General features: G+C 55.8%; 9 protein-coding genes. All 9 read right to left on the minus strand.

Annotation, left to right across the window (positions count from 1 at the left end; genetic code table 11):
- Nucleotides 1–247 precede the first annotated feature (247 nt).
- Nucleotides 248–2,674 (minus strand): SEC-C metal-binding domain-containing protein, encoded by a 2,427-nt coding sequence (locus tag K1V27_RS20295; RefSeq protein WP_258931990.1) that lies wholly within the window; start codon nt 2,672–2,674, stop codon nt 248–250.
- Nucleotides 2,675–3,159: 485 nt separating this feature from the next.
- Nucleotides 3,160–4,572: a type I glutamate--ammonia ligase gene (gene glnA / locus K1V27_RS20300; protein WP_258931991.1), complete on the minus strand. Its 1,413-nt coding sequence runs from the start codon at nt 4,570–4,572 to the stop codon at nt 3,160–3,162.
- Nucleotides 4,562–5,056: a hypothetical protein gene (locus K1V27_RS20305; protein WP_258931997.1), complete on the minus strand. Its 495-nt coding sequence runs from the start codon at nt 5,054–5,056 to the stop codon at nt 4,562–4,564. Before K1V27_RS20305 ends, glnA begins: the two co-directional genes overlap by 11 nt.
- A 26-nt stretch (nt 5,057–5,082) precedes the next feature.
- On the minus strand, nt 5,083–7,683 hold the full coding sequence (gene glnD / locus K1V27_RS20310; protein ID WP_258931998.1) for a [protein-PII] uridylyltransferase: 2,601 nt from the start codon (nt 7,681–7,683) through the stop codon (nt 5,083–5,085).
- 56 nt (nt 7,684–7,739) lie between these two features.
- Nucleotides 7,740–8,078 (minus strand): P-II family nitrogen regulator, encoded by a 339-nt coding sequence (locus tag K1V27_RS20315; protein ID WP_258932000.1) that lies wholly within the window; start codon nt 8,076–8,078, stop codon nt 7,740–7,742.
- A 216-nt stretch (nt 8,079–8,294) separates the two neighbouring features.
- Nucleotides 8,295–9,821: a sigma-54-dependent Fis family transcriptional regulator gene (locus tag K1V27_RS20320; protein WP_258932003.1), complete on the minus strand. Its 1,527-nt coding sequence runs from the start codon at nt 9,819–9,821 to the stop codon at nt 8,295–8,297.
- A gap of 104 nt (nt 9,822–9,925) precedes the next feature.
- Nucleotides 9,926–11,497 (minus strand): DUF4301 family protein, encoded by a 1,572-nt coding sequence (locus tag K1V27_RS20325; protein WP_258932008.1) that lies wholly within the window; start codon nt 11,495–11,497, stop codon nt 9,926–9,928.
- An 86-nt stretch (nt 11,498–11,583) separates the two neighbouring features.
- Nucleotides 11,584–11,880 carry a hypothetical protein gene (locus K1V27_RS20330; protein ID WP_258932009.1) on the minus strand — a complete coding sequence of 99 codons (297 nt, stop codon included), beginning with the start codon at nt 11,878–11,880 and terminating at the stop codon, nt 11,584–11,586.
- A 31-nt stretch (nt 11,881–11,911) separates the two neighbouring features.
- Nucleotides 11,912–12,901, minus strand: a complete 990-nt coding sequence (locus tag K1V27_RS20335; protein WP_258932010.1) for a peptidylprolyl isomerase — start codon at nt 12,899–12,901, stop codon at nt 11,912–11,914.
- Nucleotides 12,902–13,057 lie beyond the last annotated feature (156 nt).

Raw genomic sequence — 13,057 nt, forward strand, 5'->3', positions numbered from 1 at the left:
CAGCCACGGCCTTCGAGTCCCTTATCAACAGGGCTGCGGCCACTCCTCCCCGAGCAGGTCTGAGTGCAACTCTGGATGGAATCCCGTGCCAACAACGTTTTGTCAGGGAGTGCTGCGCACACCCTGAGCTGCGAGAGTTTGGGAAACGGTTGGAAGGCGCAGGTCAGGGCGCAACCGGGAGGAGCCCCCTGTCACTTGCCTGGGTTGGCTGCAAAGCCGTCATTGGCTGGCGGCGGACCACCGGGCATCAGCGCATGCAGCAGAGCTTGTATTTCTTGCCGCTGCCGCAGGGGCAGGGCTTATTTTTGGGGTAGTCGCCGGCATCGAAACGGAAGCGAATCTCGATTGGCTTCTCCTCGGCCTTGATTCCAAGCTCCCGGGCAAATTCCTTGCGCTTTTGCCGCACCATGGCTTTGAATGCCGGGATGTCCCCGGTGAGGTAAAAGTTCCCTTTATCAAGGTTGTCGTAACACGCCTGCAGCCACTCCGAAGCTTCCTTCATTTTTCCTTCAGCGTGATCCAGCCGGACCAATCCCGCCATGCCTTCCACCGCCCGAGCGTCCAGGTCGATCGCCTGCAAATAAAACCTGCGGGCGGAAGGATAATCCTTGATGTATTCGTAGAATTTGCCGCACGCCAGATGGACTGCCGGCCTGGACGGCTGCAGCCGGACCGCTTCCAGATGCTCGCGCTCGACGTCCAAAAGCGACAGCGGCTGCCCTTCCCGTTCCTCCAGGCGCACATGTTTGAACGGATAGTGAGGCGGCGGCTGCCTGTTCATCTTCTGAAAGGCCAGCAGCTTGAAGGACTCGGTGGTGATCTGAGCAAAACTCGCCGGAGTCAGCTCGAACCGGTTCAAAGTTTGGCAGTTCTTGCAGCGAACATCATCCACAATGACTATCCCCTGCCTGTAGGGTGTAAAATCCTTTTCGGCCTGCTCCGGCTCCTGCCTGTCATGCGGGTGCTGGTGCACTTCCCGCAGCTGGTATTGATACTTTTTGCCGCAGTTCCTGCAAGCCAGCTCCAGTTGCATGAAGGACGGCCAGTGTGCCTGGCGATCGCTCAAAACGCGGCGGCTTTCCTGCATAAAGGCATCGCCCCTGGCGACATCTCGCTCGATTTCAGCAAGACGTGAGGGATGCATCCGGTTGACCTGACAGAGGTGAACGTAGACGCGCCCCAGGTCCCACTCGCCCGGGCGATACTCGTGCTCGATGACGGGCAGGAATTCTTTGGCTCCCATGTCGTAGGCCACCTTCAATGTGCCTTCGGCATTTTCGGCATAGAGAGAAGCAAAGAGCGGCGCAACCGTTTGGACACTCTCCTCAGTGGGAAGCTGGGCGAGGATTTCCAGAATCAGGTGCTTTTCTCTCATCTGCGCCTGGCTCAGGCGAGTCAGCAGCGGCCCAACCGCATCCGCACCCATTTGCAGCAGAGCCGATTTGGCGGCTTCAACGGACCATTCTTCCGACAGATCCTTGAGCAGCGCCACGATCATGGCGGTTGTCTCGGCAGCCCCCAGGCGGCCGAGCAGGATGAGACATCTGGCGGTTCCCCAACCCGTCGGGTGATTCTGCAAGTGGTCGCTCAGACGGGCCACCAGCTCACGCCGGTCGGCTTCAGCCAGCACGGCGGCCTGCAGGGATTCATCATCGCTTTGCGGCAGCCTGTCGCCCAGCAGGTACTGCAGCTTCTGTTGCCACTGCGCCTGCGGTGCAGGGGGCGGGAAAAAACGCCCTTCGAGCATCTTGGCGAGGGCCGACCAGGCCAGACAGCACAGGCCGTAACGCCAGCTCATATCCCCTGGAGAACCGTCTAACCCCTTAATTGTGTGACTCACTATGGCGTTTTCAAATTGGCGACACTCACCCCCGTCCAGCAAATCACGCTGCAGCAGGGTGAACTCATGCACCGACTGAGAATCATCACCTTCCAATGAATCAACCGCTCGTTGCAAAGCCTCGAGTAAATCCGCAGCATCAGCGGCAGCCGCCGCCCGCAAATCGGCCGCACGCCTTGCCAGGTGGCGCGTTACCGCGGGCCTGTTGCCAAAAAACACATCGGAAGGGTTCAACATCGGGTCGACCTGGGCGAGCAGCAACCCGAGAGCATCGCGCCGGCGCTCTTCCTTGCAGTTGCCATCCAGGACCACGTTGAGCAGCGTCGCGACATCTTCAGGCTTGCGGTGTTCGAGGAGCGCGGCATAAAACAGGCGCCAATGGGACGAATCTTTGTCGCGCACCGCCCTCTCGGTATCCTTCAGCAGAGAATAGGCATCTTCCCCTGGAATCCGCCCGAGGGCCTGGATCATGGCGGCGATCTGTTCTCGCCCGAGCGGCGGGCTGCCCAGGATACGCTCGCGCATCCAGGCCACAGCCCCGGCTGTCCGCCAGTTCCCCAACACCTGGATGGCCTTGGCGGAGATGCTCTCGCTTCCGGTGAGGTAGAGCTCCTTCAAAATGGCAACCAAGTCCTCCCGGGATGGTTCGTCCATTAATCCCAGGCTGGTTTGCACCACCTCCTGGTGCTCATCCTGCAACAGTTCAGGCAAAAGCTCCCGGAACCTCCGTGGATAAAGAGCGGACAATTTCACTACGGCCCATCGCCGCACACCGGCCTGAGAATGGTTCAACAGTTCTTCCAGTCTGGACTGGGTCCAAATGAATGACGCCATGGATTCTTTTCCTCCGCTTAATCGGCTGACGATTGATCGCATAATGACACCCGGGAGCCTGTCCGAGAATAAAAGATTCCTTTCCCGCAAGGGGGCGGGAGCCCGCCCACAGGCTCCTGGCCTCGGCGATTGCACCTGGCCAAACTTGCACCGTCATTCCGGCGGGATGCCGCCGCGGCGGCAGTGCCTGAGCATAACGGCGAGTCCAGAGTGTAATCGTAAATTCAGGGGACAGACAAGGGGTCTAATAGAACAGAACCGGTCACGATCTGTCAAGGAATGCAGAGGAAGCGGCAGTGCACCGCCTTGGCGGGCGCAAACAGTCAGATGGACGGACCATGAGTGGAACCGTGATGGAGAGTGTGGCGCGGCATACGTCCCCGCCGCCAGGCGGGGGCGCATGTCACGCAGGAGAAGCGGGCAGGACCCGTTATTCAGGAGGGTGATGTGGATGAGAGCACCGTGGACAGGCCACGCGGCACCCGTTAGATGTCAAAGTACAGCATGAATTCATGGGGATGGGGTCGCATGCGGACCGCATCGACTTCATGCTGCGTCTTGTATTCGATCCATTTTTCGATGACGTCTTCGGTGAACACATCCCCCTTGAGCAGAAATTCATGATCGTTCTTGAGAGCCGCCAGGGCCTCATCCAGGGACCCGGGAGTCGAGGGGACATTGGCCAGTTCTTCCGGGGTCATGGCATAGATGTCGCGGTCCAGGGGTTCGCCCGGGTCGATGCGATTTTCGATGCCGTCGATGGCGGCCATCAACAGAGCACTGAAGGCAAGATAGCCGTTGCAGGACGGATCCGGGAAACGCACTTCCAGCCTCTTGTGCTTGGGCGAAGGCGAGTACATGGGAATGCGCACCGAAGCACTGCGATTGCGGCTGGAATAGGCAAGGTTCACAGGGGCTTCATAGCCCGGCACCAAACGCTTGTACGAATTGGTGGTGGGATTGGTTATGGCACAAATGGCAGGAGCATGTTTGAGAATTCCCCCGGCAGCGTGCAGAGCCATTTCGCTCAAGCCCGCATACTTGTCGCCGGCAAACAGAGGCTTCCCTTCCTTCCAGATACTGATGTGGATGTGCATCCCCGATCCGTTGTCGGCAAACAGGGGCTTGGGCATGAAGGTGACCGTCTTGCAGTTGCGCCGGGCCACATTTTTCACCACATATTTGTACCACTTGAGATTGTCGCCCATCCTGACCAGCGGAGCCGCCTTCATGTCGATTTCGGCCTGACCGGCCGTGGCCACTTCGTGGTGCTGCGCCTCTATTTGCAGGCCCACCTGCTGCATCACCATGACCATCTCGGTGCGCAGATCCTGCAAACTGTCGGTGGGAGGCACGGGAAAATAGCCTTCCTTGTGGCGTGGCTTGTAGGCCAAATTTGGATTTTCAATGCGGCCGCTGTTCCAAATGCCCTCCACCGAATCCAGAAAATAGAAGCCATATTGCGACGCCGTGTCAAAACGAACGTCGTCAAAAATGAAGAACTCCGCCTCAGGTCCGAAAAAAGCCTGGTCGCCGATCCCGGTGAATTTCAGGTAGGCTTCCGCCTTCTGGGCAATGTGCCGCGGATCGCGCGTGTACTTCTCCTTGGTCACCGGATCCACGATGTTGCAGATCAACGTCAGCGTGGGCACCGCCATGAACGGGTCCATCACGGCGGTGACCGGATCCGGGATGATCAGCATGTCGCTGGCATTGATGGGCTGCCATCCGCGAATGCTGGAACCGTCAAATCCGTAACCATCCTCGAAAGAGCCCTCGTCGAGCTCGCTCATGGGAACACTGAAATGCTGCCAGGTTCCAATGAAATCCAAGAATTTAAAATCGACCATTTTGGCGCCCTGCTCCTGGGCAAAGGCAAGCACTTCTTTAGGCGTCATGTGTATTCCTCCTTGACTGGTTGATAATGGCTTTCAAAGTGTCCTTTTCAGTTAAGGCAATTTGCTTGCCAAAAGGGAATGATCTCAACAATATTTGCAGAATGAGATCGGCTGCAGCCGTCGAGAGAATTTCGCCTGCTCCTTTTGAAGAAACAAATCCAAGCATATTCCAAAGGTTATTGAGAGTCGGGGCGAACGGATGCGGTCCTCTCGATTGAACGGGAAGATTCGTGGCGCAACACTTTGGATCTGAGTTGCAGGTCACTGGGCTGAAATCCGGCACAAAACCGCTTCCCACATTTAACAAAAATGTACCGTCCACGGGAACAGGGCACAGGCTTTCCCTGCGCGCCGCTTCGCTCCATTCATCTAATAGCCATAAATACAGGAAGTTATGTGGTTTGTAGCCGCTCCACAAGGCGGGTACAAAAATGTAGCACTTGTCAGGACAGCCAAGTGCTTCACACGTGGCATCAATTTTCACGCCCCTCTGCCTGGCCGCACCATCGGTCAGCCAATGGCCGCCAGGGCCGCCAGCAGTGTTTCGCGCACCGCCCGATGCGCTTCGGGCTCCTGCAGTTTGTTGCCGTACAGGTCAGTGACATAAAAGACGTCGGCGACTTGCGCGCCGGGGGTTGAGATTTTGGCCAGTTGAATGGTGATGCCGAGCTCGAACAACGCATTGGTGATACTGTGCAGCACTCCAGGGCGATCCCACGTATACACTTCGACAATGGTATAGAAATCCGATGCCTCTTCATCGATCACCACCCGGTCTTTTCGACGCGGAAGGCCTTTGGGCTGCAACAGAGACGGTTTGCGCCTGGCAGACAGCAGATGGTTGAGATGGGATCTCGAATCGAGGGCCCGGGTGAGATCATCGCGCACTTTGCGCCACAACTCGTCGGCACGCAGAGGATCGGGGAGCCGCTCGACGATCAGGACATCCATGGCGATGCCTGTTTGCCGGGTGAAAATATCGGCCGAAAGGATGTTCAGGCCGCGCGCCCATAGAACTCCCGTTATGATGGCGAACAAACCGGGACGATCGCGCGTGGCAATGGTGATTTGCCACATTTCCCCTGCACTCCGGGCGGTGTGCATGGCGAGCAGAGAGCCGCTCAGTTCCTTTTCCAGATAGTAGTGCTGCACAATGGATTGAGGTTTCTGTGAAAGCAGATAGCGAAACGAAACCGTTTCCAGCCAGCGCAGGATTTCCTGCTTTTCAGGCTCTTCGACCACCAGGTCAAGGACTTCCTGCTGCACCTTGTGCGAGCGCTCCTGCAGATCGTCCCGTTGCCATTCTCCGCGCCGCAGCTGGCGGTCCACTTTGACAAAAAGCTCCCTCAACAGGGAGGCCTTCCAGGTATTCCAGGCGCCCGACCCGGTTGCTCTGGAATCGGCGATGGTGAGCAGATAGAGCATGTTGAGGCGTTCTCTGTCGGCGATTTCGATGGCGCAGCGGAGAATTGGCTTTTCATCCATCAGATCGCGCTTCAGGGCGATTTCAACCAGAATGAGATGGTTCCTGATCAAGAAGCACAAAAGGTCCGCCTCTTGCGGGCTGAAGCCGAGCCTTTCGGCAATGGGACGAGCCATCTTCTCGCCCCGCAGAGCATGCCCTTTTCCCCCGCCTTTGCCGATATCGTGCAGCAGGGCCGCGGCGAACAGCACCCGACGGTGCGTCAGAGTCTGAAAGATTTCCTGCAGGCCGAGCTTGAGCCCGGACTCTTCGGGTTGCTGCTCCATCTGGTGCAGTTCTCGAACCGTCCTCAACAGATGTTCATCGACGGTGTAGAGATGATAGACATCGTGCTGCACACGATAGCGCACACCGGCAAATTCCGGCAGGAATGCATCGAGGAAGCGGGTCTCATGCATCACCTTGAGGACGCGGAACGCCTGTTTCGGGTCAAGCAGGATGTGGAAAAACTGGTCGAGCACCGCGGCGTCGGTACGGGCCGGATCGGTAAAAAACTCGAGATTTTCCCGGATCACCTGGCCCGCCTGATGATGGAAATGGGCATCCGACTGTGCGGCCTGCCAGAAGAATTGCATGAGCAGCCGGGGATCTTTCCTGATCCATTCGGGCTCCATGAAATGAAGATGCAGGCCTTCCAGCATGAACGGTCCGGGCAAGACCCTTCTTCGCAAACGCAGGCTCAGCTTCTTTCGGTTGCTTTCCTCGAGCCGTTCGAGAAAGAATGAGGTGGTCCTGCGGATTCGCGCGGTGTGGCGATAGTAGAGCCGCATAAACGCCTCTACGGCGGACCCCTGGGAACCGTCCAGGAATCCCAGACGGGCGGACACCTGTTCCTGTTCGGGGAAGAGCAAATGGTCCTGGCGTCTTCCGGTCAGCTGATGCAACTGCAGCCGCACCCGCCAGAGAAAATCATAAGCCTGCTCCAGCCACAGCTCTTCATCCGACGTCAACCAGCCCTGCTCGACCATATCGGCAAAGCAGGAGCTATGCAGATAGACCATACCCGCCCAGCGAATGATATGCAGGTCGCGCAGCCCACCGACACCTTCTTTGACATGCGGCTCCAGCAGATAAGAGCTCTCCCCGTATTGCAGCAGTCTTTTGCCACGATAATAGGCAAGATCCTGCAGGAACTTCCTGCGCCGTTGTTTGCCGAAATCGTGCAGGAAAGCCCTTCTCCAGTCGGCATACAGCGCATTGTCGCCTGCGATGAAGTGCGCCTCCAGGTAATTTGTGAGAATGGTGAAATCTTCCCGCACCATCTTCTTGACGGCAGACAGTGAAGCAGTTGCGTGTCCGACTTCAAAACCTCCATCCCACAAGCCATAAACAAATTCCTGGATGATCTCTTCCAGTACTCGCGGCAGACGATTGCGATACAGGAATAATAAATCCAAGTCCGACGCATGACTGAGCTCACCCCGGCCGAAACCGCCCACGGCGATCAAGGACCATCCGGCTTTGGATTTGACCTGTTCTTCAAAGGATCGCTTCAAGTTGTCGAGAAAGGATTCAGTGTACGTGCGCGCAGCCAGCAGTCCGGGAACATCAATGCGACACGTTTGCACAAAAGTTTGTCGGACTTCTTTGAGGCGCCTCAGGAGGGCTGGAAAACGTTTGGGCGACATGCCAATCTTTCCACAGGATACAGAACAATAAACACCACTTCGGGTACAGGGGCGATCTAGAGCGCCATCTCTCCCTGTTCACCCGTGCGAATGCGCACACACTCTTCCACTGGAAGCACAAAGATCTTGCCGTCACCGATCTTGCCCGTAAAGGCCGCCTGGCGCACCGCTTCGACCACCTCGGCAACGTGATCGTCCGGCACCACCACCTCGATCTTGATCTTCGGTAGAAAATCGACGACATATTCCGCACCTCGGTAGATTTCTGTATGACCTTTTTGCCGGCCGAATCCCCGCACCTCGGTAACCGTCATTCCCTTGATGCCCACCTCGGCGAGCTTTTCTTTCACGTCATCCAGTTTGAACGGCTTGATGATGGCTTCAATTTTCTTCATAAGAATTCCTTTCCGGCATCGTTTTCAAAGGTCGTTGGTCATGGCCCGCCGCATTGATCGGCACCATCGAGCAATCAGAGCAAAATTCGTTCCAGAAAAAGAAATCCCGTCGGCACATGCAGGAATGATGTTCGGCGAGCATTTTTGGACGATCTCCCGAAGGCGAAAACCGCGAGGTACGGAAACCTTCTTGTGCAGTGACAAGCGGGCAGGGGGTCACGCAGTGGGCTTGCTGCGAAAGCGCTTGGGATCGATGCCGTATTTTTGCACCTTGTACTGTATGATGCGCTTGGTGGTCCCGAGCAAGCGGGCCGCTTCCGATTGATTGCCGTGCACATCCTTGAGGGCATCCGTAATGAGATCCCGCTCAAAAGCACCCACCAGAACCTCGAGTTTGCCGCGGCTGATGTTCTGCTTGCCGACCGGCTTCATCTGCAGCGTTGGCGGCAGGTGCCAGGCTTCGATGGCTTCATCGCCGGCCAGCAGCACTGCGCGTTCGATGCAGTTTTCCAACTCGCGAACATTTCCCGGCCAGTGGTAAGACATGAGCATGTCAATGGCACTTGTCGATATTCTCTTCACGTTCTTGCGGAAATCCTGTGCATACCGGGAAACGAAAAAGTCGGCCAGCAGAAGAATGTCCGGCCCACGTTCACGAAGTGGAGGCAAGAAAATGGGGAATACATTGAGGCGGTAATACAAATCCGATCGAAACGCCCCCGCAGCCACTTCCTGTTCCAAATTCTTGTTGCTCGCGGTGACCACCCGCACATCGACCTTCACCGTTCGGGACGAACCGAGCGGTTGAAACTCTCTTTCCTGCAGGACCCGCAAAAGCTTTGCCTGAGCAACCGGGGAAAGCTCACCCACTTCGTCGAGAAAAATGGTGCCGCCCTGAGCCTCTTCAAAGCGGCCCCTCCTCCTTGTGATTGCACCCGAAAAGGCTCCCTTTTCGTGCCCAAAAAGCTCGCTTTCCAGCAGCGTGTCGGGCATGGCCGCGCAATTGACCTGCACCATGGGCCCTTTGGCTCTGCGGCTGTTTTCGTGGATGGCACGGGCGACCAGTTCCTTGCCGGTTCCCGTTTCCCCATGAATCAGCACGGTGGTGTTGGTATCGGCCACTTGATCGATGAGCCGCAACACTTCATGAACCACTTTGGAGCGGCCGATTATATTGGTCTTGGGGCGTCTGGCTTCAGCCAGCATACGCCGCAAACGACGGTTTTCCTCCTCCACGGCACGAAAATGGACAATTTTCCCAAGCAGCTCCACAACGGCGCCAAGAATTTCCACTTCGCGCTCAATACTCTCCACCTGATGGGCCAGCTTATCCGCCGAAAGCACCCCGACAACGCGGCCCTGGTACAAAATGGGCACACACAAAAAGGCAAGCTCTGCGCGATTAAGAGACTTGCGGGCGCCCGTGCGGTCGAGAAAATGCGCTTCGTTGCTCAGATTGGCGATTCCCATAGGGCGGCCGGTTTGCGCCACCTTCCCCGTAATCCCCTCGCCCGGCTGATAGCAGACCCTGGCTGCCTCAACATCCACGCCGCGGGCAACGTCCAGCCATGCCTCTCCCGTATGCAGGTCGAGGATGGAAATCATGCCACGTTCCATGCCCAACCAGGTGCTCAAAACATCAAGAATCTGCTGCAACTGGTCCTTGAGCTCGATGGCACGCGACAAAACCCGTGCCACCTCATGCAGGGCCCTAAGTTCCAGGTAGGTGAAATTTGCCGCCATTATGAATCGACCGTTTGCTCTCCCAAAATTTTTCTTGCGCTCATATCGTATTATCCCATGAAAGTCATGCAATTTCTGGCGGGATGATCTCCGCCGGCCCGGCACTAACTCTGCCGGTGTTCCGGTCTGAGCAGATCATTGACGGTTTTAACCGGATTGAAAGTGATGATCGGCACCTCGACACACAGGGTTATCCAATCCGCCATGGCCCCATTCCACAAACCGGGAAGTTCCAGTGCTTTCAGCTCACGACCGCCGCTTGACTTGTGCGAAATAAACACAGCTTCGGGATTGGTGTGGCGCCTCAGGTCAAACGGCCGCCCCCGGTAGTCCAACATGCAACAGACCAAATCGACCGGATTGAAATGGGTTGAAGAATTCCACAGGGATTCCTGTTGCGCCGTATCGAAATTGACCTGTGCCTTCTCGACAATCTGAATAGAGCAGGTGCCATCCTTTTCTTTTACCCAGAACGGAGCACCCCCCGGTTCACCCACATTGCGCACCACACCGCAAACCCTGATGGGGCGGTTGAGCTTGGAAAACAGGAAATGGTAGCGTTTGGACGACGGCCATTCGGCATATTCCGCGGGGAAATCGATGCGCAGGTCGTTTTTCACGAACCGCTCCGCATCCTTTTGCACCTCCTCGCCGGCATCATCCTTGAGGCGCTTCAGATGGGCATGGATCGATTTCTGCAATGCCACCAGTACACCACCCAGAACACGCTTCCAAAAATAGGTCGCCTCCTTGAGGCAATCCGGAACCACATTGTCGATATTCTTGATGTAAACCAGATATTCTTTCAACTCACTCAAATTCTCCAGAAGCGCTCCATGGCCGCCCGGTCTGAAGACCAGCCGCCCATTGTCATCGCGCAAGGGAGTGTTGTTCAAATCAACAGCAATGGTATCCGTTGACGGCTTTTGAAATGAAAACTCGACCTTGAATCGAACATTGTATTGGCGTTCGTAGGAACTTTGAACCTTTCCCAGAAGCCTTTCAAAATTTTCCTGCTGCTCCGGTGAAATGGTAAAATGAAGTCGGCAGATCCCCGCCGCATCCCGCACATATTGGCTTGCTTCGACAAGGTGTTCTTCGAAGGCGGTCCGGCTGCCGTTCGGATACCGATGAAACTGCAGCAGACCCTTGGCCATGGAGCCATAACGCAGTCCCGGTTCCCCCAGCACATAGCTGAGCACTTCCCTGAATTTGCCCCGCTCCAGTGACCGCTCGGCATCGAGGCCATCCCGCGCCATGATTTCTTTGAGGTCTTCCCAAAAAGCAAACCCGGGCAGGTTGTCCACGAACTGCTTGAACTGGATGCTGGTGGCATCCCCCTCCTGCGCCGCCCTGTCGATTTCTTCCCGGGTCGGTTCCTGCCCGGCCTGCATCACCTGGAAAAGGAACTTGAACATTCTTGTGGCAGCGCCCGAAGCGGGAACAAATTTCAGGAATCGCCCCGCCTCGGCGGCTTGCCGGTGAATTTCAAGATAGCGATCGGCGTGCTCCTGTTCAATCTTGACAATGCCGTCCCCCACGGTGCAGTTTCTCACAAGTTGCACGCTGAAAAGAGGTTTGCGGAAAATATCGAGTTGCTCCAGCACCTGCTCTTCCGATATTCCCAGCTCTTGCAGCTGGTTTCGATCCGCTTCGCTAAAATTCGATTCGGTCATCTCTGGTCCTCCTCCCGCAAAAAAAATCGCCGCACCTGCAGCACTTCCCTGGACCTTGAGGATTGCCTCGGGTCTATTTTGTCACATTAACCTTTGACTGTCATTCCCGCAATCTCCCAGCAGGCATCCAGGAGCTTGTCCGGGCATGGGAAAGCTTCCTGGCTCAAGCAAGAGAATGTTTGCGGGCCGGCTTCCAGGCTGCCCCCGGAAGATCGATGCAGCGCGGGTTTGCCTGCCAAGACCGCCACATTGAGGATCGAAGGAAGGTTTTGCACTGAACCGGGAGGGATAATGGAGGGATAATGGAGACGGGGGCGCGTTTGCGTCTGCCGCGCCCCCCCGCAGAAGAATCCCCAAAGCGAGCGAATTTCAGGTTGGGCCATTGCCAACCTGAAGGAACGACCAAGGCAGTGTCTAATTTTTCAAAAATTCCTGAATTTTGGCGTCCTTCTTCAGTTGCGCCGCATACTGTTTGACTTCTTCACCCATTTTCTGCTGCTCGAGATAGCCCTTTATCTTGTCTTTGGCTTCGTCGAAAGTAACGGTGCCCGCCGGTTTCTTGTCGGTCACTTTGATCAGGTGGTAGCCAAATTGGGTCTCGACAATATCGCTCACATCACCCACTTTCATGGCAAACGCCGCATCCTGAAAAGGTCCAACCATCTGGCCGCGCTGAAAAAAGTCAAGGTCTCCCCCTTTGGCACTGCTGGGGCAGTCGGAATATTCCTTGGCAAGACCGGCAAAATCTTCGCCTTTTTTCACTTTCTTTTGAACGTCCTGAATTTTCTGGCGGGCTTTGGCTTTGTCGGCCTCACTGGCATCGGGCTTCACATTAACCAGGATATGACTGGCGCGAACCCTTTCGGGGGTCTTGAAATAATCGGGATTTTCATCGTAGAATTTTTTCATTTCCTGATCGGTAATTGTTGCCTTGGCGGCGAACTTTTTGTCCAGAAGCGCTTTTATGGCCAGTTCCTTTTCGAATTGAGAACGCAACCCGGCCTCGTTAAGACCCAGTTTTTCAATCATCTTGTTGAATTCTTCCTCACTTGGGAACCTCTGCTTGAGGGTGTTTATGCGTTCATCAACCTCGCTCTTGCTTGCCTTGATACCTTCTTTCTGACTTTCCTGATACAGCAGTTCGCGATCGATGAGGCCATCGAGCACCCGCTGTTTAATTTCATTGAGTTGCTCCGGGTTGGGAGTCTGGCCCATCATGGCCATTTGCTGCTCGTAGCGTCCCACTTCCCTCTCAAAATCGCTGCGGGAAATAGCCGTACCATTCACCGTCGCAATCACATCCTTCTCTGTCGCCTCCTCCTTGGAGTGACTCACGGCCGCAAAAGACAGAGTGAGAAAGAATAACATTAGAAAAGCAGTGAATATCTTAGACTTCGAGATCATGCCAAGCTCCTTTGGTAGCTGTTTCGAGTGGCCCACGCAGGGTTCCCGACTTTCTGCGGAAGGAAGGTACCGGGGTGGGAAATCAAAAAAGTACAGTTCAACACCAAGTTCATTAATCAGCATCTATATATCAGTTAATTCTTAAGAGTCAATTGG

The organism is Desulfoferrobacter suflitae, assembly GCF_022603395.1.
Lineage (GTDB): Bacteria > Desulfobacterota > Syntrophobacteria > Syntrophobacterales > Syntrophobacteraceae > Desulfoferrobacter > Desulfoferrobacter suflitae.